This window comes from Marinimicrobium sp. (assembly GCF_002695945.1).
GTDB lineage: Bacteria > Pseudomonadota > Gammaproteobacteria > Pseudomonadales > Cellvibrionaceae > Marinimicrobium > Marinimicrobium koreense.
Window position 1 is genome coordinate 33,484 of record NZ_NZQP01000026.1, and the last position, 25,215, is coordinate 58,698.

Below are 25,215 nucleotides of genomic sequence, written 5' to 3' on the forward strand. Positions count from 1 at the left end.
CGGAAAGGTCTCTGTTAACAGTCTAGTCGCTGTGGGTGGGCTGGGCCTTGCGCCAGATCAGAAATCGGGCCGACAGGCGNTGNGGAGTTTGATATAGTTGTTGTGACTCTTAGTGGCCTGTCTGGCGGCCTGTCTNGCGGCCTGTCAGGATGCCTGGCCCGCCGGNCGCTCCGGCGCCACTCAACATGATAAAACCAGGGTATGACTGTTATGAAACCTGTTTTGATACTTGCTGCGGCGGTACTGNTGTCCGCCTGCCAGCAATCNCCCTACCAGAGCCAGAATGACGTGAAACCCACCGCNGACACGCTCAAGGCGGCCTATGCCGACGCCTTCAANGTGGGCGTGGCGATCAATNCGGGAATCGCNGCNGGCGATGNCCCCCAGTCCNNGGAGATCGTGTTGAACCACTTCAANACCGTNACNCTGGAAAACGCCATGAAGGCCGAGGAGATCAACCCGGAGCCCGGTGTGTACCGCTTTGGGCCCGCCGATGCGTTTGTTGAATTCGGGCGGGAAAACGACCTGTTTACCGTGGGNCACACCCTGGTCTGGCACAACCAGACACCGGCNTGGTTCTTTCACAATGAAGACGGCGANCCCAACACCNCCGAGNAGCAGAAAGAGCGNATGCGNCAGCACATCGAGGTGGTNGCCGGGCGTTATGCNGGCAAGGTGCACGCCTGGGATGTGGTCAATGAAGTNATTGCGGACGANGGCTCCTATCGTCCCACCACCTGGGTCAACAGTATTGGCAGTGGCGATGAGCTGGTGAAATTGGCCTTTCAGTACGCCAGTGAGTACGCACCGGATACCGAGCTNTATTACAACGANTTCAATGCCTGGCGTCCGGCCAAGCGCGACGGTATTGTGCGTATGGTAAAAATGTTGCAGGACGCCGGTATTCGCATTGACGGCGTCGGCATCCAGGCACACTGGGGCNTGAATTACCCGAAAATGGAATACATCGAGCAGGCCATTGATGCCTACGCCGAGCTGGGNGTGAAAGTGATGATTACCGAGATGGACATCGATGTGCTGCCGCTCACTCGTGAGGGCCAGATCATCGGTACCGGCATGCTTCATCCACAATATCAGAATGAAGANTTTGTGGAGTACCTGAACCCCTACGCGGACGGCNTGCCGGATGATGTACAGCAGCAACTGACCGAGCGTTGGCGGGAACTGTTCGAGCTGNTTTATCGCAAGCGGGATAAAATCGACCGGGTTACGCTCTGGGGNGTGACCGATGATATGTCCTGGAAAAACGGCTATCCCATCGAGAATCGCATCAANTACCCCTTGCTGTTCAACCGGGATTATTCGCCCAAGCCGGCGGTGGATNCGCTGCTGAGNGTGCCAACCAACGCCGAGTAGCACTCAGNNCGACGAGTACAAAAAAGCCCGCGCCAATAGCGCGGGCTTTTTTGTTGGCGCAAGGGTTTTACGCGCTCTGCTTGATGGCNATTTTCGCCACATGNTCNCCNTGNTAGCGGGCNATGGTCAGCTCNTTTTCGGNNGGTTGGCGGCTGCCATCGGCACCGGCCAGNGTGCTGGCGCCGTAGGGCGTGCCGCCGCNGACTTCGTCCATATTGGTCAGTGCGGGTACGGCATAAGGTACACCCACAATGATCATGCCGTGGTGCAACAGGGTGGTGTGGAACGAGGTGATGGTGGTTTCCTGACCGCCGTGCTGGCTGGCAGTGGAGGTAAATACACTGCCCACTTTTCCGACCAGTTTGCCTTGCGCCCAGAGTCCGCCGGTCTGATCCAGGAAGTTGCGCATCTGACCACACATGTTGCCAAAGCGCGTGGGGGTGCCGAAGATGATGGCATCGTACTGATCGAGCTCTTCCGGACTGGCCACTGGCGCATCCTGGTCGAGCTTGGCGCCGGCATTGCGGGCCACATCCTCAGGCATGGTTTCCGGCACACGTTTCAGGGTGACTTCCACACCATCCACCTGCCTGGCTCCCTCGGCGATGGCGTGAGCCAGGGTTTCGATGTGGCCATACATGCTGTAGTAAAGAACAAGAACCTTGGACATCAAACAGACTCCTTTTCGGGTAAGTTAAAGTGGTAGATACGACGCTAACAGGCGAGCGGATGGTTTGTCTTGTTGCGGGGCGGACGGCGCTTACCAATCTTTACGTAAGCCATGCGGGGACGCCGATAGGCCACTTTGGCGCCTGATGCTGCATCTTTGGGCGCTTTGCGCTAGTATCCGGATATGACCGACTTTCACGCTGCTCTGGACCAACAGGCGCTGCTGCAGTTCTTTGAGGCGCTCTGGCATCATGCTCGCGATCCCTTCTGGATTGCGAAGGTGCTTGATGACGACTTTGAAATCGTCAACGCCAATGAGGCGGCCCGAGCTCTGGAGCCCAGACAGGTGCCCGGCGCCCGATTCCGGGACTTGCTGGCCGGTTGGGAGGGCGCCGAGGAAATCATTGAAGGCTACCGGCGCTGTGTGGCCCTGGGCAGCACCGTGGTGACGGAGCAGAAGCCGGTGCTCGACGGCCGTCAGCGGTTGTTTGAGACCATTCTGGTTCCGATGCGCGATGATCGCGGGGTGGTGACCCATATCTGGGGCACGTCCAAGGAGCTTACCCGCTTTGTGGAAACCGAGCGTGAGCTCAAAGAACTGAATGAACAGCTGGAAGAGAAAATCGAGCGGCGCACCGCAGAGCTGCGACAGGCAATGCGGGAGTTGCAGGCGCTTTCACTCACCGACCCCCTGACCGGGCTGGCCAATCGCCGTCGCTTTGATGAGGTGGTGGTCAGCGAACTGGCGCGGATCAAGCGCACCGGCGGCGTGCTGTCGTTGTTGATGGTCGATATCGATCACTTCAAGGAGTACAACGATCGTTATGGTCATCTGGCGGGTGACAAATGCCTGGTGGCCGTGGCCGATGCCATCCGAAGTGCCAGTCACCGTACGATGGATCTGGGGGTTCGCTATGGGGGCGATGAGTTTCTGGTGTTGCTTCCCGAAACCGACAGTGCCGGCGCTCGACGTGTTGCGGAGCGTATTTTGGCGTCCATGCAGGCTTCGGGGATCCCGCACGAACACACCGCTACTGACGGGGTGGTGACACTGAGTGTCGGGGTGGTGACTTCGGACCTGATCAGTGTTGATACCCCGGACGATCTTATCGTGGCCGCCGACGACTGCCTGTACCGGGCCAAGGACCGGGGACGCAACCAGTGGGTCGCCAGTTCGTAGGCAGACCACTGGTGTGCCCGGGCACCGCCTTATTTGCGCTTGAAGATCAACAGCCCGACCGCAACCCCGAGCGCCAGGGTTGCACCGGTGACCGTCCAGGGGTGCGTCCGGGCGTAGTCACCAGCCTGATGCAGGTTTTCCTTGGTGTACTGCGCCAGGCGATTGCCTTTTTCGTCAACCACACCTTTGGCTTTGTGGACGCGCTCCTCCAGCGCCTGGCGGGCGCGGGCCAGTTCTTCCCCCTGCAGCGATGCGCTGTTCTTGAGCATGGCTTCCATATCACCCACAAATGACTTGAATTCATCGGTGAGTTCGGCCGAGCGTTCAGACAGGTGTTCCATCGCGCTGGGGTTGGATTTCTTCCGGGCCTGGCCCGGGATCAAGTCTCGAACTTGCATAACCTACTCCTTAGTAAAACGGTGAATACTCGTCAGCTAAAGGACTCTCGCAAGCCTTTTCGCAAACCAGTGTAGGCTTATGAGCGCCCAATTGAAACGCTTGGCGCTCACTTCATCGTACGGCGTCGGGGCCGGATTGGATGACCGCCTGAAAGCGTTTCAGGCGCAGGGCATTACCCAGCACAAACACGCTCGACAATGCCATGGCGCCCGCCGCGAACACCGGCGACAGCAGCAGACCGAAGGCCGGGTAGAGCAGACCGGCGGCCACCGGAATCAGCGCCGTGTTGTAGGCAAAAGCCCAGAACAGGTTCTGCTTGATGTTGCGCAGGGCGGCGCGGGAGACGGCGATGGCGTTGGCCGCTCCGACCAGATCGCCTTTGACCAGCACCACATCGGCGCTTTCGATGGCGACGTCGGTCCCCGTGCCCATGGCGATACCGATATCGGCTTGTGCGAGAGCGGGGGCGTCGTTGATGCCGTCGCCCACAAAGGCCACCTTCAGGCCCTCGTCCTGCAACTTTTTCAGCGCCTCGACCTTGCCGTCGGGCAGGACATCGGCCACCACTTCATCAATTTTGAGCTGATCGGCGATGGCCCGGGCGGTGTGCTGGTTGTCGCCGGTCATCATCACCACTTTGAAGCCTTCCCGGTGCAGAAAGTCGATGGCCGCCGGCGTTGTGTCTTTTACGGTGTCGGCTACGGCGAGCAGGGCGGCCGGCTTGCGGTCCACCAACAGATACAGCGGGGTTTTTCCGTCGCTGGCCAGGGTGTCGGCCTCGGCTTCAAACGGATTGTCGCCCTGGCTGTACTCCTGCAGAAGCCGCAGCGCGCCGATGGCGACCTCGCGCCCCTCGATGGTGGCCTTCACACCATAGCCGGTCAATGAGTCGAACCCGGTGGCCTCCGGAAGCGTCAGGTCTTCCTGCTCCGCCGCGTCGAGTATCGCCTCGGCGATGGGGTGTTCGGAGCGTTTTTCCAGTGCCGCGGCCCAGGTGAGCAACTGCGAGCGCTCGAAACCCTCGGCGGGAATCAGGTCGGTCAGTTCCGGTTGGCCCCGGGTCAGGGTGCCGGTTTTGTCAAAGGCAATGGCGTCCATATCCCGCAGTGCCTGCAGGGCTTCGCCGTGGCGAAACAGGATGCCCATTTCTGCCGCCCGGCCGGTGGCCACCATGATGGAGGTGGGCGTAGCCAGTCCCATGGCGCAAGGGCAGGCGATGATCAGCACCGCCACCGCGTTGACCAGCGCAAAGGTCAGGGCCGGTTCGGGGCCGAATATCAGCCAGACCACCAGGGTCACCAGGGCTGCGGCCATCACTGCGGGCACAAACCAGAGGGTGATTTTATTGACCAGGGTCTGGATCGGCAGCTTCGAGCCCTGGGCGCTTTCGACCATATGAATGATCTGGGCCAGCAGGGTGTCCTCCCCGGTTTTGGTGACCTTGAAGGAGAAACTGCCGGTTTTATTGAGGGTGCCGCCCACCACTGTATCCCCGGTGGACTTTTCCACGGGAATGGCTTCGCCGGTGAGCATGGATTCGTCCACATAGGAGTGACCGTCAACCAGCTCACCGTCGAGGGGAATTTTCTCACCGGGGCGGACCACAATGGTCTCCCCAAGCTGAATCTCTTCCGGCGCCACCTCGACCTCTTGCCCGTCGCGCAGCACCCGCGCGCTTTTGGCCTGCAGGCTCACCAGGCGGCTGATGGCCTGGTTGGTGCGGCCCTTGGCGCGGGCCTCCATAAACCGGCCGAGCAGAATCAGGGTGACGATGACCGCCGAGGCCTCGTAATAGACGTTGACCGCATTGTCAGGCAGTACCTCGGGCACAAAGGTGGCCACCACCGAGTAGCCCCAGGCAGCGGTGGTGCCCAGGGCCACCAGTGAATTCATATCCGGCGCCAGCCGTGCCAGAGCNGGCACACCNAGCCGGAAAAAGCGCAGGCCGGGNCCGAACAGNACCAGGGTGGCCANGGTGAACTGGATCANCCAGTTGGCCTGCTGACCGATNCTGTCGTTGATGGCGTGGTGNANNGCNGGAAAGAGGTGGCCGCCCATTTCCATCACAAACACCGGCAGCGTCANCGCNGCNGCAAACCACAGAGANCGNTTGAGACGNCGGGCNTCCTGNGCCCGCTCTTCCGCCAANTGATCGGTCTGGTCGGANCGTGCGGGNTCGGCCTGGTAGCCGGCCTGNCGTACGGCGTCGATCANCGTATCGGCCTTNGCGCTGCCCTTCACCTGAGCGGTTTCCGTGGCCAGGTTNACGTTGGCTTCGGTGACGCCTTCCACGGCATTGAGGGCTTTTTCAACNCGGCCGACGCAGGATGCACAGCTCATCCCGCTGATGTGCAGATCAATTTCATTCGAGGATGTCATANACGCCTCCGTANTAGGGAATAGGGCCACTCTAAACCTTCCAATCACTGGAAAGTCAAGGGGCGANTATTCGGTGNTATACTTTTTCTNGCTGTTCNTCCAAAAAGGATGGAGATCCTCCATGAGNCGTATTGTGCTGACGGTTTTGCTGGTGTGCATCAGTTGTGCGGCCAGCGGGACCACGTTGGTGGCGGCGGTAGCCGAAAAGGACTACCCGCCGTTNTATTATTTTGACGATCANNCCNGCCAGTGGCGGGGCATTTCCGTCGATGTGTGCGAACGGGTGGCNCAGCAGTTGGGGTATAAGCTCGAGTACCGGCGCTATCCGTTCAGCCGGCTGTTGCAGCATGTCGGTGACGGACGGGCCGATATTGCCTGNACNCTGTTCAACACCTCCAAGCGCGCCCCGGGCGTCACCTTCACCTCCATTCCCCACGCCTTTGANACCGTATCGGTGTTTCGCCGCGCCGGGGATGAGCCTCTGGATTCGTCCGATATCAACTGGTTGCGCGAGTTTCAGCTCGGGGGAATTCGCGCTTACTACTATGGCGAGGCGCTNGAAGACGATACCGCGTTCAAAAAGCTGCGGGTCAATGATGAGGAGCAGTTGATCAAAGTGCTGCTCGGTGGCCGGGTGGACTATGCCCTGGGCAACAAGCCGGCCATTGANCTGCACGCCGAGCGGCTGGGGGTGCGGAATCAGATCGAGTTCATGGAGCCGCCGGTATTCCGGGGCCCCATTTACATNGCCATTTCACGTCANCGCGAGNATGCCCATAAACTGGCCGCTGANTTTNCCCGGGCCGTGCAGCGCTTTCGGGACACCGACGAGTACGTTTACCTGCTGGCGCGCTACGGCATCGACCCATTGCAGTTTTGATGGGTTTAGCGAATCCGCGAGTAGTCGGTGGGCTTCATGAANGTNGAGTCGATGTGTTTGACCAGTGGNCCATTCTCNCGGGACTTCTGGTAAACCGCCTGCCACTCGGGGTCGTTGGAAAACGCCTTCCAGCTTGCCTCGGCCGCTTCCCGGCTTTCGTGCACCAGGATATAGGTCAGGGTGTTGTCGGCCAGGGCTTCATCGGTGGGTGTCCAGTAGGCGATGTTCNTCANNCCGTGTTTTTCGAACAACCAGCGGGTGTGGTTTTCGAAGCGGGCATGTAAGTCGGGCAGTTTGCCTTCATGGGTGGTGTAGGTCCGCAGCTCGAACACTCGCTCGGAGTCGGCCAGTGNCGGGGCGCTGGNNGCGGTCGCCAGAGTGATCAGGGACAGGGTGCGCAAGANNGNTTTCATGGGTTATTACCTCAAAAAAAATCGGGCAGTCTTCTAGNGGATAACTAGGCTGCCCGGAATGGGTGTGTCGACCANAACCGGGTGAGCTTACAGCTCGCCGGCCTGAATCTGNTTGTGAGCNTAGTCTACNGCNCGGGCGGTCAGNGCCATGTANGTGATGCTCGGGTTCTGGGTGCCGGAGCTGGTCATGCAGGAACCGTCGGTCACAAACACATTGGGGACATCGTGCATCTGGTTCCATTTATTGAGCACGCTGGTTTCCGGGTCGTGGCCCATNCGCGCGGTGCCCATTTCATGGATGCAGGCGCCGGGCGCGGTGGCGCTGTTGTACCAGGTGATGNCGGTACAGCCCGCCGCTTCNAGCATTTGCACCGCGCTTTTCACGCCGTCCTGGCGCAGCTTCATTTCATTGTCCCGNAGTTGGGCATCAAAGGTGATCAGCGGCATNCCGTANTGATCGGTCTTGCTGTGATCCAGGTACATCCGGTTTTCATGNTAGGGCANCATCTCGCCGAAACAGGTCATGCGGATGGTCCAGGTGCCGGGTTTGAACACCGCCTCTTTCAGGGANGANCCNACCGCGCCCACCGGAATATTTTCNGCCCGTTGTGCNGAGCCCTGATAACTGAAACCGCGCACATAATCTTCCCGCCGGGTTTCTTCATCCAGGTTGGTAAANCGNGGAATNTANAANCCNCCNGGTTTGCGACCGGAGTAGTATTCGTTNTCCAGTGCGGGCAGAACGCCGGCGGCGCCCATGCCGTAGTGGTGATCCATGATGTTGTGGCCCAGCTCGCCGCTGCGGTTGCCCAGACCATTGGGGAAGGCGTCGGAGCGGCTGTTGAGCAGGATGGCGGTGGTGCCCACGGTGCTGGCGTTGCAGAAAATGATCCGTGCGGAAATTTCCAGCTCTTCTTTGCTCTGGGCNTCGATCAGNCGCACGCCGGTGGCGCGCCCGGAGTCGGCATCGTACACAATTTCCTTGACGATACTGTGNGGGCGAATGNTCAGGTTGCCGGTCGCTTCGGCCACNGGCAGGGTGGCGGACTGGCTGCTGAAGTAAGCGCCGAAGGGGCAGCCGCGCCAGCAGCGATCCCGGGACATACACTGGCCNCGCTTGCCNAGGTGAACGTCCGGGTTGTACTCGGACAGGTTNGCTACCCGGCCNGGAGTCACCACCCGGAACGGATATTTCTGGGCGACNGTTTCGCGCAGGTGCTGCTCNGCGCAGTTGAGCGGGAAGGGTTTGAGGAATTTGCCATCGGGTACCTGCTTCAGGCCNTCGGCCTGACCGGCGATNCCNACGAAGGGTTCCACATANTCGTACCAGGGCTCGATGTCCTTGTAGCGAATCGGCCAGTCGATGGCGATGCCTTCTTTTTTGTTNGCNTCAAAGTCAATGTCGCTCCAGCGATAGCANTGACGGCCCCACATGATCGAGCGNCCCCCGACGTGATGCCCGCGAATCCAGTCAAAACGCTGGTCTTCCTGATAAGGGTATTCGTCGTCTTTGTTGATCCAGTGCTTGTTGGCCTGGGTGACCCACCAGTTGAGACGGTTCTGCTTGGGGTAGTGCTCGGCAATTTCGTCCCGGGGCACCTTGTCGCGGTGGGGCAGGTCCCACACATCGTCGTGGGCGGTGGGGTATTCGCCGTGTTGCACATCGCGGCCCCGTTCCAGGACCAGTGTTTTGTAGCCTTTTTTGCACAGCTCCATGGCGGCGTAACCGCCGCTGATGCCGGAGCCAATCACAATTGCGTCGAATTCAGTCGTTGCCATGATCAGATTGCCCACTTCTTGTTATCAACGTCGTCCACCGAGATACAGGGTTTGTACTCGCCGGGGATGGGAAGGTAGTTCAGGTACTGCTCGCCAATGGTTTCGCTGGTGAGGTAATAGATCACCACCTGTTGCTTCAGCATCACCATGCCATCGCGGGCGCTGGCCTGAGTGGCGTCCGTGCTGGTTTCCAGTTGGCTGAGCAGTGCTTCGCGTTCGCCCTGGCTCTGGCTGGCAAAGTTGGCCTGGGTGAGGGCGGCCTCCAGGTCGGTCCAGAGTCGTTGGAACTGCTCCACGTACCCCTGTTCGAGCACCTTGCCGAGCATGGTGTCCAGCGTTTGCGGTACCCCGACGTCGCTGGCCGAGGGGCTGTCGGTGCGCGGCAGCAGGGTGTCGGCGATTTCGGTGATCAGGCCGAACGCCTTGGGGCTGAAAAAGTGAAGCAGCTGGCCGTCGGCCGGTGTGGGGGTGGGGGCGGCATCCCCCGGAGGCGTTTCGGAGCAGCCGGTCAGTACCGCCGAGGCCAGCGGTGCGGCCACGGAGGTGCCGGTCAGCCAGGCGGTGTAACGTAAGATTTCTCGTCTGTTCATGCGTGTTTTCATGATCGGAAACCGAGTTTGGGTGAGTGAACTGCGGCAATCGGTTTGGGTTGCTACAGGGCGATTGTTATTGATGTTATGCGCTGGGCACTGGGGCCGGTGGCCCGGGTGCAGGAACCTGTCCCTGAGGAGTGGCGCTTAAATCACTAATTGTTGTGTGGACTATAATGTAAGCAAGTTGCCTCGAGGGCGCAAGCTTTGAGGGGCAATTTCCTTTTTGGGCTCCCGGGTTGATTCAGGTCAATACGGGGTGCCCGGCCTGTGTCTATGCTGGCTGTCAGAACCACTGCAGTGCCACGGCAGAAGCTCGGGGGTGCGTGTGAAGATAGTCTTTCTCGGCGGTACGGAAACGGTGACCGGCTCCAAGTTCCTGCTGGAGACCGGTCGAACCCGGGTGTTGATCGACTGTGGCCTGTTTCAGGGCTACAAGTGGTTGCGTCGGCGCAACTGGCAAAGCCTGCCGGTGGATCTGAACACCCTGGACGCGGTGCTCCTGACCCACGCGCACCTGGACCACTCCGGCTACATTCCGCGGCTGTATCAGCAGGGGTATCGCGGGCCGGTGTACACCCACGCGGCCACCCGGGCGCTGTGCGGCATTCTGCTGCCCGATAGCGGGCACATTCAGGAAGAAGACGCCCGGTTTTTCTCCCGTCACAAGCTGAGCAAGCACGATCATCCCGAGCCCCTGTACGACCAGCGCACCGCTGAAGACAGCCTGAAGCTTTTTGAACCCGTGCATTTCAATCAGTCACTGCAGCTCGGGGACCTGTCCATCACTTTCCAGCCCGCCGGGCATATTCTCGGGGCGGCCAGCATCATCGTGGAGGCGGAAGGTAAACGGGTCGGGTTTTCCGGCGATGTGGGGCGGCCCCACGATATTCTGATGTACCCCCCGAAACCCCTCCCGGCGCTGGACCTGCTGTTGCTTGAATCCACCTATGGTGATCGTCCGCACCCGGACAGCGACCCCTGGAATCAGCTGGCAGACATCGTCAACGCCACGGTCAATCGCGGCGGGGTGCTGATGATTCCCAGCTTTGCCGTGGGGCGGGCCCAGTTGCTGCAGCATATGCTGGCCAGGCTGATGGATGAGCGACGCATCCCCACGCTGCCGGTGTTCCTCGACAGCCCGATGGCCATCGACGTGTCCGCCATTTACCACCAGTACGCTGACCAGCACCGGTTGAGCGATGCCGACTGTGCCCGTATGGCGGAGCTGGTGACTTACACTCACAGTGTTGATGAGTCCAAGGCGCTGGCCGACCTGTCGTACCCGCATATCATCATCGCCGGCAGTGGCATGATGAGCGGCGGTCGCATTCTGCATCACATGAAGCGGCTGCTGCCGAATCACCGCAACACGCTCATGTTGAGCGGCCACCAGGCGGGTGGTACCCGCGGAGCACATCTGATTGCGGGGGGAGAAACGGTCAAGATTCACGGCGCCTATATCCCGCGAAAAGCACAGTTGGCGGTTCTGACCGGACTGTCTGGTCACGCGGATTATCGTGAGCTAGGGCAGTGGCTTAAAGATTCCGGGCTCAAGTCGAAAACGCCCATCCAGTTGATTCACGGTGAGCCGGAAGCGGCCGACTGCCTGCGTCTGTACTTGCAGGATCACGGGGATTACGAGGTTGATGTGGCCGAGTACCGGTCGATCCTCACTGTCTGATGAACGTCGCTGGAACAAACCGGGTTACCGACGCGTAAACGTGCCGGTTTTTACGCTCAAGGGGGGATTACGTGCGTCATCCGAAGGGTTTCAGTCACGTGGCTGTCTGGGTGCTGGCGCTGCTGCCGGGCGTGCTGGCGCTGCCGTTTCTCTGGCCAAGTCTGGATCAGCCTCGGGAAGTTCTGAATGCCCTGGGGCGTATTACCGGCATTTGGGGCCTCTCCCTGTTACTGATGGCCGCCGCCCTGTGTTGCCGTGTGCCTGGCTTTGACCGCCCCTTCGGTGGCCTGACTAAACTGTGGCAGTTGCATCATCGCCTTGGCGCCATCGCATTTCTGTTATTGCTGGCCCATCCGCTGCTGTTGTCGTTTGCCGCGGCAGGTATTTCCCTGGACGCGGCGGTCAGTACGCTGTTTTCTTCGCAGCCGGCCTCGGTCTGGGGTTGGGTGGCGCTGCTGGCGTTGATGGCGTTCATGGCGCCGAGCTTCGGCTTTTTTGGCGAACCCGAATACCAACGCTGGAAGTGGCTGCATCGCTTGAGTGGGGTCACTGTCATTCTGGCGTTGTTGCACACGGGGTTGTTGAGCAGGACCTTGCCCGGATGGTTGGCCTGGGTGTTGTGGTCGACGTTGGCCCTGCTCGCGATTTCCGCACTGAGCTACCGGTGGCTTTACGCACGCTGGCGAGGCCGGAGTTCCTATCGGGTGACCAGAGTCACTCACCCTGCGCGGGATGTGGTGGAGCTGACGCTGGCCCCAGAGCGGCAGCGGTTGAGTTATCGATCCGGGCAGTTCATCTATTTGACGCCGGATCGGGTTGGTCATATCGGGCACCGGGAAGAGCATCCCTACACCCTTTCCTCTGCTCCGGATGAGCCGGATCTGCGGGTGGCGATCAAGGATTTGGGGGATGCCAGTCACGCGATGTTGACCGTTCCCGAGGGAACCCGTCTTTGGGTGGAGGGACCCTACGGCGATTTTTTTGCGTCGAATCCCGCACGGCCCGAGCTGTGGGTCGCGGGGGGAATTGGCATCACTCCCTTTCTCGGGCGGGTACGTGAGGCGGTGCGAGTGGGGCGGCCGCTGCAGGTTCATCTGATCGATTGTGTACAGGACGAGACGCGGTTCCTGTTTGCCGACGAGCTGAAGGGCGCGTTCGAGGGCTGGCCCGACAGCCAACTGACGGTGCACTATTTTTATCGGGAGGGGCCGCTGAATCAGGCCTTCATCAAGCGGGTCTGTCCGGATGTGGCCGACCGGGCGGTGTATGTCTGTGGCCCGTTGCCGCTGCTGGAACGGGCCCGGGAGGCGCTGAGCGCCTGCGGTGTGCCCGCCGGGCGCCTGGTAACCGAAGAATTTGTTTTGCTTTGAACATCTGATCGGGAGGTAACCCATGAAAAAAACCGCCTTTGCGGCGTTTGTCGCATTCTGGTCTTCGGTCGTGACCTTGCTGGTGACCTGGACGCTGGTGCCGGCGGTAACGCTGGCCGAAGAGGAGCCGACCTTTACCCTGGAGGAGGTCGCCAGGCACGACCGGCTGGAGGACTGCTGGATGGCGATCCGGGGTGAGGTGTATGACCTGACCGACTACCTGCCACACCACCCGGCGCCACCGGCGGTGATTCTGCCCTGGTGCGGGCGCGAAGCCACCGAGGGCATGACCACCAAAGGCTATGGTCGGGACCACAGCCCTGCCGCCTGGGGTCAGCTCGAACGCTACCGGATCGGGGTTCTTGAGTCGGCCGCGGATACCTCAACCGGTCAGTGACCGGACGGGAGGCGTCGCTCGTGCTTGCCACGGCTTTCGGGGCTTGCGAAGATAGCGCTAATTGAGGGATGGTTTGAGCGACAACAGCGCCCTCCCGGTAGAGATTGAGGTAACCAGAGGCATGGTGTGTCCCAGGTAAATGCAAGCGAGCAGCTCAACCGGCTGAAGGCCATCATCGAGGGTACCCGAGCTGGCACCTGGGAGTGGAATGCCCACACCGGTGAGCAACGGATCAACGAACGCTGGGCGGAGATGCTCGGTTACAGCTCCCGGGAGCTGGAGCCCATCAGCATCGCCATCTGGCACCGTCTCTGTCATCCCGACGACCTGGCCCGTTCCAACGAAGCCTTCCAGCGCCACTTCGATGGTGAAACCCCCTACTACGAATGCATTGTGCGACTCCGACACAAGGAGGGGCACTGGGTCTGGATTCACGACCGGGGTCGCCTGATGTCCCGCACGGCGGAGGGCGATCCCGAGTGGGTGGTGGGTACCCACATCGACATCAGTCAGCAGCACATCAATGCCCAATTACTCAACAAGTTGGCCGAGACCATCCCCGGGGTCATCTATATTTTCCGGATGTACGCCGATGGACGGGTGGAGTTTCCCTACGTCAGTGAGGGGGTACGGGAATTTTACGGTCGGGAGCCCGACGCTATTTTGCAGGACGCTTCGCTGGTGTTTGACCTGGTGCATCCGGAGGACGCGCAGCGTCTCCAGCAATCCATTCTGGAAAGCTACCGGGCCTTGGGGCAATGGACCTGCGAATACCGGGTGGTGCTGAATGGCCGGGAAATCTGGCTGGAGGGCATTGCCACCCCGGAGCGGGAGTGGCTGGATCAGGAGGTGGTGACCTGGTATGGCATGGTGGTGGACATCAGTCATCGCAAGGCGCTCGAAGCCCGGCTGCTGGAGTTGTCGGTCACCGATGAGTTGACCGGCCTGTATAACCGGCGCTTTCTGTTGCAGCGATTGGCGGAGTTACTGGACGATTATCGACGTCATGAAGTGGTGTTTTCTCTGGTACAGGTGGACCTGGACTGGTTCAAGTCCATCAACGATACCTATGGTCATCTGATGGGCGATGAGGTGCTCAAAGCCTTTGCGGCGACTCTCAAAAACCGTCTGCGCAAAGGGGATATCTCCGGGCGTTCCGGGGGAGAGGAGTTCCTGATTCTGCTGCCCCACACCGACACCAAAGAGGCGCTGGAGCTGATTGATGATATTCGGGCGGTGTTTGCCGGAACCGAATTTTTCAACGATGAGCTGCGGACATTCAATGCGAGCTTCAGCGCGGGTATTACCCAGGTGCAAGCCGAGGATGAACGTTTTGATCAGTTGCTGTCACGGGCGGACAAGGCACTCTATAAAGCCAAGGATGCAGGGCGTAATCGCGTCCACATAGAACCGGATCGCCACTGTTCCAAAGGGGGGAAGCGCACGCGCTGAACAATGGGTCAATTACTGTTTAAACTGAATCAGGTGCCTGACGACGAGGCACAGGAGGTTCGTCAGCTTCTGGCGGATCACGACTTTGCCACCTATGAAACCCACGCCGGTTTTTGGGGGTTGGGGGTGTCCGCGATCTGGCTGACCCACCCGGAGCAGCTGCCCGAAGCCAAGGCCCTGCTGGCGGACTATCAGGCTCGCCGCCTGGATCAGCAGCGGGCGCTGAGAGAGGAGCGGGAGGCCGCCGGGGAGCAACCAACGCTCTGGCAAAGAGCGGTCGCTGCCCCCCTGCGATTTACCGCTCTGGTCATTGCCATCGGGGTCATCCTGACCCTGTCCATCCTGCCTTTCGTGGCGCTGATCGGTCAGTAGGCTGCGGCGCCACTGGATTGTCCTGCCTCTGTTTTTTGTTCTGGCTACATATTGATCCAGCTATTGAGTGCCTGCAATTTGAAGGACTGGCCTTTGAATGTCAGCACCACCCCGTCTTCTTCAATTCGCTCGATGCGCAGGTCCGGCGCTATCCGGTCACCGGCGCGATACTCGCGCTGATTGATGGTCACGGTACTGCCTTGCCCGTCCCGGTATTGGTGGGATTGATAATTCAACGACGGAATGTCCTGTTGCAGGCTCCAGGACAGGTCCCGAATCCCCGGAACAGAAGGCCTCGGTGTGGCGGCCGGTTGTGGCTCTGGTTCGGCTTCCTGGCGAGATGAAGACGGCTCCGCCGGTGTGTCACTGAGCGTGACACTGGCGCTGTCGCGCGGCGGAGCGAGGCGCTCGGTGGCCGCCTCCGATGGGGTCACCTCGGGGCGGGTCGGTTCTGGCGCCTGGGCTCGGCGGTACAGCGAGGCAATGGACTCGTCCGACGGCTCGGGACGAGCGGGGGCCTGGTAGAGACGTTCAACTCCCGGGCGTCGGGGCTCGGTCTCGGCGACGCTCGCCTCCGCTGTACTTTCAGGAACAGGGGCACTTGCCGTTGCTTCCACTGGGGAAATGGGGTCAGGCGGCTCAGCGCTTCTGAATAGCCAGTACGCCAGCAGTCCGGCGGCGGCCAATCCCGCAATGGCCACAGAGAGCCCCCATTTGTGCCAGGCTCCCGCTCGCCGGACCGCGGCGGGCGTTGCCAGCGCGGAGGCTGGGGGCAGCGCTTGCGCCGGTGTTTCGTCCCGGCGCCGCTCCCGGTCGGCCCGTTGCAGGGCGTCCAGAATCATCGACATCAGGGCGCCTCCGCAATGGGCAGTAATCCCGGGTCCAGCCCCAGTCGTCGTGCCAGTTGGTTCAGGGTGTTTTCCCCGAACAGCCCGTCCGGGGTCAGCCCCTCGGCGCGCTGAAAAATCTCTACCCGTGCCTGCAGGGGCTGGTTATAGCGATCCCGGCTCAGGGGCTCCGCTTCACTGTCCAGTTCGGCAAACTGCTCGGCCAGCCAGCGGACGGCGGGACCTCGTTCGCCGGGGCTGAGGCCACCGTCAAAACCGGCCGGGCGGAACCAGAAATGGTGAAACTCACCGGTCCAGAGTTGCGCGACATCGGCCCAGTCAACCGTCTGCGGACGACCTTCCAGCCAGGTCAATGCCTGTTGGTCATTGAGACCCAACAGCGGGATGTAAGCGAGTTTGCGCTCCGGGGTGATCAGGGTCAGCACACCGGGGCGGTCCAGTTCGATCAACTCGTTCCAGGTGGTGAGCATACGTCGTCCACAGGCATGGCCCGGCTCGGGGCTCTCGGTGCAGGGGCTGCCGGTGGTGGGCACACTCAGACTGAAGTGGTCGGCCAGGTGGCGAAGGGCATCATCCAGTTTTCGGGGCCAGGGCCGCTCCGGTAGCGCCGGGGGATCTGTGTTCGGCATCGCCTCGGAATCGGTGTCGACCGATCCGGTCGCGTCCGGGGCGGTTATGTTTGTGGGCGGCACTTCCGATGCAACGGACGGTGAGGCGGCGCTGAGTTTCGGGACGGTCGGTTCCGGCTCCGGTGTCGCTTGCCAGGGCAGCTCGTTGCCGAGGCCGCCAAACAGCAGCGCGCCCAATGTGATACCCGCAAACCCCGCGATGGCACTGGCCAACCACGCTGGCCGTGCCCGCTTTGGTGTCGGCGCTGCTGTTGTACTGGGTCGGTCCGAGGCGGGCTCCCCGGTGATTTCCCGCCGCGCCTGGCGAAACAGCTCCCGGTCGATGACGTTGCGGTTCTGCCCGTAGGCGCCCAGCAACATGCGCTCGCAAATGATATTGATCAGGCGGGGAATGCCGCCGCTGAAGCGGTGCACTTCCGTCTGAATGTCCTCGGGAATCAGGGTGCTGCCGCTGGCCAGGCCCGCCACCTGCAGGCGGTGCTGAATGTAAGCGGCGGTTTCTTCCCGGCTCAGTGGGTTCAGGTGGAAGCGCGCGGTGATGCGTTGAGCGAGCTGGCGCAGGGAGGGCTGAGCGAGCAGATCACACAGTTCCGGCTGGCCCACCAGAATGATGTTGAGCAGTTTCTCGGTGTGGGTTTCCAGGTTGGTCAACAGCCGGATCTGCTCCAGCGCCTCGGCACTGAGAGACTGGGCCTCGTCGATCAGCAGTACGGTTTTACGCCCGCGCCCATGGTTGTCCAGCAGCCGATCATAGAGCGCATCGGTCAGGGTTTTGACGCTGGTGTCGTCGTCCGAGATATAGCGGGCTCCGAGCTCATCGCAGATGGTGCTCAGTAACTCGGGCACGGAGGCCATGGGGTTCAGAATCAGGGCGATGTCGGTGTCGCTCGGAAGCTGTTCCAGAAGGCAGCGGATGATGGTGGTTTTGCCGGTGCCCACTTCGCCGGTCAGTTGCACAAAACCGCCGCCGCGCAGGCCAAACAACAGGTGCGCGAGGGCCTCCCGGTGCTGCTGACTCATATAGAGGTAGCGCGGGTTGACGGCGATGGCGAAGGCCGGCTCCTGAAGGCCGAAAAACGGGTGGTACATGGCGATCCTTGGTCCCGGTGTCAGACCGCCAGAATAGCCGGAAACTCGGGTCGGTTAAAGCCTCCTCTCCGGCTCGGTCTGACTCGGGCGTGACAATTCTCTGCATCACAAAGGTGCGCCGAAGGGGGCGCTGACGCAAGCCTTGCACCGAATTGGTGCAAATTGAAAAGTTTGGCGCCTTATTCGCCGTCTTTCGATTGGCCTGTTTCCTGCTACGGCTTGGGGTATCAACCCGAAAATTGGAATGACTCAATGAGTTTAAGAAGTACTCGTATGAATCTCTCCGGCGCTGAACGGCGCTGGCTGAACTGGTTTGGCGCTACCGGCAAAGTGCGCATGGGCTGGTCCTGCTGGCTCAACCGCAATCGCTATGCACTGATGGAGCAGGCTTTTGAGAGCGTCGCCCAGACGCGAATCACCATTCTCAATCAGTGGGTGGACGGTCAGTGGGAGCAGATGGTTTCCCTGGCGGCCAGCGTAGAGCAGGATCCAGCCCGCTGGGATACGTTATTGCCACAGCAGCTTCAGCGCTGGGTGGATGCATCGGAGCTGTTTGTCGTGGACGACACCGGCAAAGTGCTGGCCTCCAGCTATCGCGCCAGAGTCGGTGCACGTGACCTGGATGCCCGGGCCCTGGAGGAGGGATTGAAAGGGGCGTTTCTGCATGGGCCCTATGTGGATCGGGCCACGTTGGATATTGGTCCCTCTTCGTCGCGCTTTCACGACGAGGTGACCCTGATGTTTTACCAGCCCGTGGAACTGGCGGACGGAGCGATTGGCTGTGTCTGTGCCCGGGTTCCCAATGACGTACTCGGCGATCTGATTCAACGGGAAGCGGGGCATATTTTCACCGAGTCCGGTGACAATTATCTGTTTATGGTGGAGCCGGGTTTTGATCGGCGCATCGTTGCGGGGACGGCCCTGTCACGGTCCCGCTTTGAGGACAGCACTTTCTCCCATGGCGAAAATCTCAAAAGCGGTATTCACACCGATTGGGGCGTGGTGGGGGTCAAGCGGCACACCGAATTCGAGATCCGCTTTACCGACCCGGCCACCGGCCAGTTGCATCCCGGCGTACGCGAAACCATCCGCAACGGCGAGAACCTGTTTGTCACCTATCCGGGCTATTCGGATTACCGCCACATTCCGGTAATCGGTAAAGGGGTAACCTTTACTCTTAAAGGTTCCAAAGACCGCTGGGGCATGATGTGCGAGGGTGACCTGGAGGAGGTGTATCGCTTTCGTTCCATAACCTATCGGTTCATGGGGTTACTGCTGTTGCCTCTGCTACTGGTGTTCGGCGGCAATATGGCACTGCACGCCTGGAGCGACTGGCCCTTGTGGACCATCAACCTCGCGACCGCTGGAGCATTGGCCGTGGGCGCCTGGAGTTTTCTGATGCGTGGGCCCCGACGCCTGGCCCGACGACTCGGAAAGATGACCGAGATCATTCACGCTCTGGGCGAGGGCGGTGGCAACCTCAAACAACGCCTGGATACCCGCAAACTGGTGGCGGATGAAACCGGTGATCTGGGGCGTTGGACCAACAGCTTTATCGACAATCTGGATGGCATTATTGGCTCGGTGATCCGCTCGGCTAACGAGGTCAAGCAGAACAGTGAGCAGATGCTTCAGCGCAATGACAGCGCCAATGCCACCATGACTCAGGTGACCGCCGCCATGGAGCAGATGCTGAGCCTGTTGGAAGAGCAGATCGGTGAAATCAGCAACGCCTCCGGCACCGCCACCGAAATGAAACAGGTCATGGAAACCGTGGTGCGAGAGGCCCGGGCCCAGTTTGAGTCCGCCAGTTCCGGTACCCAGGCGATTCGCAATGCCGTGGAGAATTCCGCGCGCACCATTCATCAGTTGAACGAACGGACGCGGGAAATCGGAGGCATGGTTTCTCTGATCAGCAATATCACCAGTCAGACCAACCTGTTGGCGCTGAACGCGGCCATTGAAGCGGCTCGGGCCGGTGAACACGGCCGAGGCTTTTCCGTGGTGGCCGATGAGGTGCGGGGCCTGGCGGCGCGCACCGCCGATGCGGCCAAAGAGATTGAACATCAGATTGCCACCATTCAGGAAGAGGCGGCGCAAGCGGCCACCTTCATGGAAAGCAGCGTGGCGGATGTCGATCGGGGGCTGCAACTGGCCAGCGATGCGTCGTCCGATAACTCCGAGCTGCACGGGATTGTCGAGCGGATGTTTGAGATCATCCGCCACATTGAAGCCCACAGCCAGGAGCATGGGCAGCAGACCCGCGAGGTGGTGGGGGCCAGCAATGACATGCGGCAGGTGATCCGGGCTCTACACAGCAGCTCGGATCGACTGCGCAGTACCGCGTCGAATCTGCATCACCTGACCAGTGCGTTTCAGGTGAGTGGGTAAGGTGGGGTTACGGCGGATGCGCGCTTCGCGCTTATCCGCCCTACGCATGTTTCGGTCGTTGTGCGTGGGGAACGGCGGATGCGCTTCGCTCCGATACGTCGGACCGATCCGCCCTACGTAAACCACGGCAGCTCGCGTAGGGCGGATAAGGCCGCAGGCCGCATCCGCCGTAACCAAGCCACGCTGTATCCGCCGAAATGTCTATAACCTCGCCAGTTCCGCCTCGGTCTTCAACCCAAACACCTTACGCATAAACGACGCCGCCGGACAGAATCCGGTAAAGGACTGCTGAAACAGATTGGCGCCCACAAAGACCGTCAGCCAGACAAAACCGGGGTGAGCCCAGTAGGTCAGAGCAACGGACAGCAGGATCATAAAACCGGCGAAAGCGGTGACAGCACGTTCAAGACTCATGGTAATTTCCTCGTTTGCTTGCGTTGTTAAAGCCGTTGATTAAAACGCGTATCGAATGCGTGCATACGCGTTGTTGTTGTCTTCGAATTGCCCGAAGAAACTGTGGGTTTCCTCTCCGAAGAATAGGTTAAAACCGGTACTCAGGCTCAGATTGTCGTCAAAGCGATAATCGAACCGCGGACGCACATGGCCATCCTCATCGCTGGGGGAGTAGAACGCGAACAGGGACAGGGTCATCGTGTCCCGGGCATCCCGCCAGGTCAGTCGGGTGGTGACCAGAGTGCGGTTCTGCTCCGCCTCCCATTCGGGATTCGGGCTGTTAAGCACCAACTCGTCATGGTTCTGGGTGTGCTCGAGGTACAGTTGCAGGCTGCCGGTCAGACGGGTCAACAGTTCTTTCTCGTAGCCAACCAGGGCGCGCCACTGACTGTTGGGTGTTCGCGGGTCCGTGCCGCTCGGGTCGTCGAGACTGTCGTGGTGCGACACCTCGGCATTGAACAGTCCCGGGCCCAGGGGCAGGCGAACCGAGCCGCCCAAGGCGCGCAGGCGCGAGAAGGTGGGCTGACCATCCGAACTCAAAGCCGTGGGGCTCTTGTGGAAACCGTCGTAGCCATACAGGGCCCACTCGGTGGAACCGATGTTGCGATAGACGCGCAGGGCGAGTTCATCGTCATCCGGAGTGTCGGCCACAAAGGCCTGGGCTTCGCCGATGATCTGGTCCTCCATGGGATTGAATACCGACAGGCGTTCGCCGCGCGGGTAGACATCGGGTTCGAACTCCGGTGTCCAGGCCAGCTCGATATTGCCGCGGTCAAAGTAGCCGGACAGACGCAGCGCATCCTGCGGCGCCTTGAGGTATTCATCGTCCCGACCGATAAAAAATGCCTGCCAGTCTTTGGCAAACAGATCATTCAGAAACACATAATCCCCGGTGCCCCAGGTCATCACCTGACGGCCCAGCTTCGCATCCAGGTGATCGCCGATGCCGTTACTGACGGTCAGCTCGCGTGCCTGGGCGTCCCATTCGCCGAGCACCTCGTCATAGACCAGGTCACCCTTGACGGTGTACTGAAACCGGCTCGTCGAGCCGTCGGTTTCCAACCGGGCCCGGGCTTCCCCCAGACTCAGCCGGTCGTGATGGGGACTGCGGTCCAGGCGCGAACCCGCGCCCAGCTCGATAAAGCCATAGAGCGGGAACGCCGGGCCGGCCTCTTCTTCCCAGTCGCCGGTTTCCCAGTCATCCCAACCGTCGTCGGTCTGTGCCAGCAACGGACCGCTCAAGAGCAAGGGGCTGACCAGCAGTGACCTGATCGCAAGCGACGTCCAACGCATGAATGAGGCTCCTTCAGTTCAACCAGTCAGTGGGCGGGTTGCGCAGGCTGCGCTCGGAGAAAATGTTCTCCGGAATGCCCAGGTCGTAGCGCACGTTGCGGAACTGCATTTCGGTCTCACCGCCGGTGTCCAGATCGCGCATGATCGAGTGCACCACCGTCGGATAGCCTTCGATGGTTTCAATCTTTTTCACTTCCATCTGGCGATACACCTCGCCCCGGTCGTTGTAGTAGTCGGTGCCCACCGGCAGCAGAGTCTCCCGATCGATGGTGACTTCGTAGTGGCTGAACTCGACCTCGCTCGGGTCCTTGGCGGTGCCGCGCAGGCGGTAGTGTTCGTCGGTGGTTTCCAGCAGCTCATAGTCATCCAGATCGGTGGAGCGGCCGGAGACATCTTCATAGAAGAAATGCGAGCCCACAAAGGAGGTGCGCTTGTCGCCCGCCGAGATGCGCTTGACCAGGTCCAGCCCGGGCAGATACAGCCAGCGATCATCGTCCGTTTCGGTGCGCTTGATCACCCGGAAGACGGTGTTGCGCACGTCCGCCGGGCGGGAGAAGAAAACCATCATGTCCTGGGTCTGATTGTCATCCCGGGTTTTGCGCAGGATAGTGAACTGGCGGACCTGCCGCCGGCCCTGGTTGTCGGTGATCAGCATGCGCGCTTCGCTGCGACCGTCGTCACCGGAGTAAAACGCGACGCGTTCGGCTTTGCGCACAATCTCGCGCGGATCGGTCAAGGCTTCATCGGCCTGAGCGCCTACGGCGAACAGCGTCAGGGCCGCGGTTGCCAATACAGTTTTGATGTTCATCATCAGGTTCTCCATTCAATTGGTTAGGATGCGCGAAACAACCAGCGTTGCAGCAGGGTCATGACCGTGGGCAGCAGGATCAGGGTCACCAGGGCGGACAGCGCCATGATGGTGGCCAGGAAAAAGCCCACGGTGATGTAGGGCACCAGTGGTGCCACCAGCAGCGGGGTAAAGCCCACGGCAATCACAATGGCGTTGCGGGTAATGGCCCGGCCCGGCTCCAGGAACATGAGCTGCATGGTCTTCGACCAGTCGCCGGTTTCGCGGAAATAGGCCCGGGTGCGCTCCACAAAATGAATCGCGAAGTCGATGGACAGCCCCAGGGTCAGCGCCGAGAGCACGGCTATGGGCATGTCGTAATCCTTGCCCACCCAGCCGATCAGGCCGTAGATCCCGGTGATGGTCAGGGTGAGGGGCAGCATGGCGACAATGCCGAAGGCCACGGAGCGGAACAGCAGCATCATGATGATCAGTACGATCACAAAGGCGCTGATCAGACTGCCTACCATGCCCTCGACCATTTCCGCCTGCCAGACCACATTGAGGTAGGACTTGCCGGCCCATTCGAGATTAAGACCTGCGGGCAATGGGTTGTCCTGCAAGTACTGGTCTACCGACTCCACCACCGCGGTCATATCCTGGTTGTCACCGCTGGTCAGTTGCAGCCACACCAGGGATTCGCGGTAATCCGGCGTGACGAAGTGCCACAGATCCTGGGGACGGTGGGAGGACTGATATTGCAGCAGCGTCTGGGCCACGGCATCGGCGGAGTCAGGCAAGCGATAATCCTCCGCTTCGCCGGAGCGCAGCTCGCGGTTCACGGTTTTCACCACGTCGGCCAGACTGTTGCTCTTGCCCACCAGGCCGGTGCTGGCCAGGTGTTGCTCGAGCTGCTGGATATATTCCAGATTCTCCGGCTGCAAAAACGCCTGGCTCTGGCTGTCGAGTTGTTCGAGTTGGTTCATCAGTGCTTCCAGGGCGTCGGCATCTTCACCGCCCACCTCGAACAGACGATCGTCCAGGGCCAGAATCAGGTCGGACAGAGACTCGGGGCTGTCCAGTGTCTGGTCCTTCAACCATGTGCGGGTCGCTTCGCTCAGTGACTCGTTGGTGCTTGCATCGGTCAGCGCGGACTGGGCCTTGTCGACCGCGTCACTGCTGGACTGGAATACCATAAAGGCATCGTAGGTACCCGCGAAGTGATCGTTCAGCACCCGGTCGGCAATGCGCAGCTCGTGGTCGGACTTGAACCAGCGAACCGGATTGTCGTTGATCTGGATCTGGGTGATTCCCCACACCGACACCGCAAAGAGGGCAACAAAGCCGACCGTCCAGAGTTTGGCGTGGGAACGGGCCAGTTTGCCCAGGGGCGGCAGTACACGGGCCACCAGGGAACGATCTTCGGCCGGCAATTTATCCACCATGCGATCCAGGGTGGCGGGGTTCAGACTCACCAGATAGGCCGGAATGAAAATGATGGTGGAAAGAAAGGCCAGCATGATGCCCAGGCCCACAAAAAAGCCGAAAATCTGCACCGGCGGAATGGGGGTCAGCATCAATGACAGGAAACCGATAGATGAAGTGACCGAGGTGAACAGCATCGGCGTGAACAGATGGCCCATCACTTCGGTAACGACCTGGCGCACACTGCTGCCCTTGCGGTAGCGGTCGGCAAACTCGGACATGATGTGCACCGAATCCACCACGGCGATGGGCATCAGGAAAATGGCGATCATGGAAGACATGATATGAACGGTAAAACCGGCCCCGATCAAGGCGCCCATGGTGATCAATACCGTGCTCACGGAGACGATCATCGGTGCCACAATAAAAGGGATGTTGCGGAAAAACACCCACAACAGGATGAAGATCACCAGGCCTGCCAAGGGGGCGGAAATGCCCATCTGAACAAACATTTCATAGCCGAAGCGGTCCTCGGCGATGGGCAGACCGGTGATGTGCCAATCGTCCCCGGCCTCAAAGCCATCAATGTGGGACTGCAGCTCCCGACCAATCGCGTAGCTCTGGTTCTTGTCTTCAATCGGCACGTAGATGGCGGCCGCCTTGCCGTCCTCTGACACCAGGGTGTTGAACAACAGCGGCAGGTCTTCCACGTTCTCGCGGATGGTCCGGGCCTGTGCCTGAGTGTCCGGTGGCTCGCGCATCATCCACTCAAAACGCAGAGTGCCCGCGCCTTCCTGGGTAATGTTGTCGACATTCGACAGGGACATCAGATCCGGGGCAATTACCCCGTCCAGCCCTTCGGCAAACTCACTCAGGCTGTGCAGGTTGGCCAGGGTTTGCGGGTTGTACACGGATTGCTCGTTCACCACGCCCACCACAATGGTGTCGTGCATATCGAAGCGCTCCTTCACTTCGTTGTGAAATACCCGGGCGGGGTTGTCCGTCGGTAGCATGTTCTCCGGGTCCGTGTCGATCTGAATCAGCGGCAGCAGGGCGCTGAACGCCAGGGTCAAAAGGCCCAGCCCCCAAAATACCGCCTTGCGGTGGTTAAGCGCCAGATTTAGCAAGCGTCGGGCCATCAATGAATCTCCAGTAGCGAGCAATAGCAATAGTGTTGAGAGTTATCTAAATTAGAAATATCTAATAAATATACTAAAGCTTGAAAGGGTTGTCACGGGGATATCGATTGATTCTATAAATTAGAAATATCTAAATTATAATTTTTTAATGAAAAGACGGTGAGTGTCACGCAGGAAGTACCTGCGAGCCAATGGCATGGGGCCCAAAAGACCCGGAGAG

21 protein-coding genes are annotated in these 25,215 nt (G+C 60.3%); 9 read left to right on the forward strand and 12 right to left on the reverse strand.

All coding sequences use genetic code 11. The features are described from left to right. Window positions 1–210: 210 nt before the first annotated feature. Entirely contained in the window at window positions 211–1,377 is a 1,167-nt protein-coding gene (locus CMG77_RS06455; protein ID WP_286903813.1) for an endo-1,4-beta-xylanase, read from the forward strand. Window positions 1,378–1,444: 67 nt separating this feature from the next. Here CMG77_RS06455 and wrbA read toward each other — a convergent pair whose 3' ends face one another. Then, on the reverse strand, window positions 1,445–2,047 hold the full coding sequence (gene wrbA, locus CMG77_RS06460; RefSeq protein WP_286903814.1) for an NAD(P)H:quinone oxidoreductase: 603 nt from the start codon (window positions 2,045–2,047) through the stop codon (window positions 1,445–1,447). Window positions 2,048–2,230: 183 nt separating this feature from the next. Between wrbA and CMG77_RS06465 the strand changes: the two genes are divergently transcribed. Next, window positions 2,231–3,226: a GGDEF domain-containing protein gene (locus tag CMG77_RS06465; protein ID WP_286806971.1), complete on the forward strand. Its 996-nt coding sequence runs from the start codon at window positions 2,231–2,233 to the stop codon at window positions 3,224–3,226. 29 nt (window positions 3,227–3,255) lie between these two features. Here CMG77_RS06465 and CMG77_RS06470 read toward each other — a convergent pair whose 3' ends face one another. Both CMG77_RS06470 and CMG77_RS06475 read right to left on the reverse strand, forming a co-directional pair. Next, window positions 3,256–3,624 (reverse strand): ElaB/YgaM/YqjD family protein, encoded by a 369-nt coding sequence (locus tag CMG77_RS06470; protein WP_024460726.1) that lies wholly within the window; start codon window positions 3,622–3,624, stop codon window positions 3,256–3,258. Between the two features lie 112 nt (window positions 3,625–3,736). Further along, entirely contained in the window at window positions 3,737–6,163 is a 2,427-nt protein-coding gene (locus CMG77_RS06475; protein WP_502691766.1) for a heavy metal translocating P-type ATPase, read from the reverse strand. On the opposite strand from CMG77_RS06475, the gene CMG77_RS06480 reads away from it, so the two are divergent. Beyond that, entirely contained in the window at window positions 6,126–6,884 is a 759-nt protein-coding gene (locus CMG77_RS06480) for a substrate-binding periplasmic protein (protein ID WP_286903816.1), read from the forward strand. The genes CMG77_RS06475 and CMG77_RS06480 overlap by 38 nt on opposite strands. 5 nt (window positions 6,885–6,889) lie before the next feature. Here the strand turns inward: CMG77_RS06480 and CMG77_RS06485 are convergent, their stop codons facing one another. From CMG77_RS06485 to CMG77_RS06495, 3 genes are all read right to left on the reverse strand, one after another. Continuing rightward, window positions 6,890–7,297 carry an NIPSNAP family protein gene (locus CMG77_RS06485; RefSeq protein ID WP_286903817.1) on the reverse strand — a complete coding sequence of 136 codons (408 nt, stop codon included), beginning with the start codon at window positions 7,295–7,297 and terminating at the stop codon, window positions 6,890–6,892. An 87-nt stretch (window positions 7,298–7,384) separates the two neighbouring features. Continuing rightward, window positions 7,385–9,076: a GMC oxidoreductase gene (locus CMG77_RS06490; RefSeq protein ID WP_286903818.1), complete on the reverse strand. Its 1,692-nt coding sequence runs from the start codon at window positions 9,074–9,076 to the stop codon at window positions 7,385–7,387. A 2-nt stretch (window positions 9,077–9,078) separates the two neighbouring features. Next, a complete protein-coding gene (locus CMG77_RS06495; protein WP_286806977.1) occupies window positions 9,079–9,666 on the reverse strand; it encodes a gluconate 2-dehydrogenase subunit 3 family protein in 588 nt (195 codons plus the stop codon). Between the two features lie 328 nt (window positions 9,667–9,994). On the opposite strand from CMG77_RS06495, the gene CMG77_RS06500 reads away from it, so the two are divergent. From CMG77_RS06500 to CMG77_RS06520, 5 genes are all read left to right on the forward strand, one after another. After that, window positions 9,995–11,350: an MBL fold metallo-hydrolase gene (locus CMG77_RS06500; protein WP_286806978.1), complete on the forward strand. Its 1,356-nt coding sequence runs from the start codon at window positions 9,995–9,997 to the stop codon at window positions 11,348–11,350. A 71-nt stretch (window positions 11,351–11,421) separates the two neighbouring features. Continuing rightward, entirely contained in the window at window positions 11,422–12,720 is a 1,299-nt protein-coding gene (locus tag CMG77_RS06505) for a ferredoxin reductase family protein (protein ID WP_286806979.1), read from the forward strand. Between the two features lie 22 nt (window positions 12,721–12,742). Then, complete coding sequence (locus tag CMG77_RS06510; protein ID WP_123637814.1) at window positions 12,743–13,117, forward strand: cytochrome b5 domain-containing protein; 375 nt, start codon at window positions 12,743–12,745, stop codon at window positions 13,115–13,117. A 126-nt stretch (window positions 13,118–13,243) separates the two neighbouring features. After that, window positions 13,244–14,569: a sensor domain-containing diguanylate cyclase gene (locus CMG77_RS06515; RefSeq protein WP_286806980.1), complete on the forward strand. Its 1,326-nt coding sequence runs from the start codon at window positions 13,244–13,246 to the stop codon at window positions 14,567–14,569. 3 nt (window positions 14,570–14,572) lie between these two features. Then, window positions 14,573–14,941, forward strand: a complete 369-nt coding sequence (locus CMG77_RS06520; RefSeq protein ID WP_286806981.1) for a DUF6164 family protein — start codon at window positions 14,573–14,575, stop codon at window positions 14,939–14,941. Window positions 14,942–14,985: 44 nt separating this feature from the next. On the opposite strand, the gene CMG77_RS06525 is transcribed toward CMG77_RS06520, so the two are convergent. Together CMG77_RS06525 and CMG77_RS06530 are read right to left on the reverse strand one after the other, a co-directional pair. After that, entirely contained in the window at window positions 14,986–15,789 is an 804-nt protein-coding gene (locus tag CMG77_RS06525; RefSeq protein ID WP_286806982.1) for a general secretion pathway protein GspB, read from the reverse strand. Continuing rightward, window positions 15,789–17,507: an ExeA family protein gene (locus CMG77_RS06530; protein WP_123637810.1), complete on the reverse strand. Its 1,719-nt coding sequence runs from the start codon at window positions 17,505–17,507 to the stop codon at window positions 15,789–15,791. Before CMG77_RS06530 ends, CMG77_RS06525 begins: the two co-directional genes overlap by 1 nt. A 273-nt stretch (window positions 17,508–17,780) precedes the next feature. On the opposite strand from CMG77_RS06530, the gene CMG77_RS06535 reads away from it, so the two are divergent. Beyond that, window positions 17,781–19,898 carry a methyl-accepting chemotaxis protein gene (locus CMG77_RS06535; RefSeq protein ID WP_286903819.1) on the forward strand — a complete coding sequence of 706 codons (2,118 nt, stop codon included), beginning with the start codon at window positions 17,781–17,783 and terminating at the stop codon, window positions 19,896–19,898. A 201-nt stretch (window positions 19,899–20,099) separates the two neighbouring features. On the opposite strand, the gene CMG77_RS06540 is transcribed toward CMG77_RS06535, so the two are convergent. From CMG77_RS06540 to CMG77_RS06555, 4 genes are read right to left on the reverse strand one after another with little or no spacing between them, the layout of a single operon-like run. Continuing rightward, window positions 20,100–20,312 (reverse strand): YgaP family membrane protein, encoded by a 213-nt coding sequence (locus tag CMG77_RS06540; protein ID WP_123637808.1) that lies wholly within the window; start codon window positions 20,310–20,312, stop codon window positions 20,100–20,102. A 39-nt stretch (window positions 20,313–20,351) separates the two neighbouring features. Beyond that, entirely contained in the window at window positions 20,352–21,644 is a 1,293-nt protein-coding gene (locus CMG77_RS06545; protein ID WP_286806985.1) for a hypothetical protein, read from the reverse strand. Window positions 21,645–21,657: 13 nt separating this feature from the next. Then, on the reverse strand, window positions 21,658–22,455 hold the full coding sequence (locus CMG77_RS06550) for an outer membrane lipoprotein-sorting protein (RefSeq protein WP_286806987.1): 798 nt from the start codon (window positions 22,453–22,455) through the stop codon (window positions 21,658–21,660). A gap of 20 nt (window positions 22,456–22,475) precedes the next feature. Beyond that, a complete protein-coding gene (locus CMG77_RS06555) occupies window positions 22,476–24,995 on the reverse strand; it encodes an efflux RND transporter permease subunit (RefSeq protein WP_286806988.1) in 2,520 nt (839 codons plus the stop codon). Window positions 24,996–25,215: the final 220 nt, after the last annotated feature.

Coding starts and splice junctions, on each gene's coding strand:
- CMG77_RS06555 (WP_286806988.1), bottom strand. CDS start 24,995: ATGGCCCGACGCTTGCTAAATCTGGCGCTTAACCACCGCAAGGCGGTA.
- CMG77_RS06525 (WP_286806982.1), bottom strand. CDS start 15,789: ATGTCGATGATTCTGGACGCCCTGCAACGGGCCGACCGGGAGCGGCGC.
- CMG77_RS06540 (WP_123637808.1), bottom strand. CDS start 20,312: ATGAGTCTTGAACGTGCTGTCACCGCTTTCGCCGGTTTTATGATCCTG.
- CMG77_RS06510 (WP_123637814.1), top strand. CDS start 12,743: ATGAAAAAAACCGCCTTTGCGGCGTTTGTCGCATTCTGGTCTTCGGTC.
- CMG77_RS06495 (WP_286806977.1), bottom strand. CDS start 9,666: ATGAACAGACGAGAAATCTTACGTTACACCGCCTGGCTGACCGGCACC.
- CMG77_RS06520 (WP_286806981.1), top strand. CDS start 14,573: ATGGGTCAATTACTGTTTAAACTGAATCAGGTGCCTGACGACGAGGCA.
- CMG77_RS06545 (WP_286806985.1), bottom strand. CDS start 21,644: ATGCGTTGGACGTCGCTTGCGATCAGGTCACTGCTGGTCAGCCCCTTG.
- CMG77_RS06550 (WP_286806987.1), bottom strand. CDS start 22,455: ATGATGAACATCAAAACTGTATTGGCAACCGCGGCCCTGACGCTGTTC.
- CMG77_RS06535 (WP_286903819.1), top strand. CDS start 17,781: ATGAATCTCTCCGGCGCTGAACGGCGCTGGCTGAACTGGTTTGGCGCT.
- CMG77_RS06465 (WP_286806971.1), top strand. CDS start 2,231: ATGACCGACTTTCACGCTGCTCTGGACCAACAGGCGCTGCTGCAGTTC.
- CMG77_RS06530 (WP_123637810.1), bottom strand. CDS start 17,507: ATGTACCACCCGTTTTTCGGCCTTCAGGAGCCGGCCTTCGCCATCGCC.
- CMG77_RS06470 (WP_024460726.1), bottom strand. CDS start 3,624: ATGCAAGTTCGAGACTTGATCCCGGGCCAGGCCCGGAAGAAATCCAAC.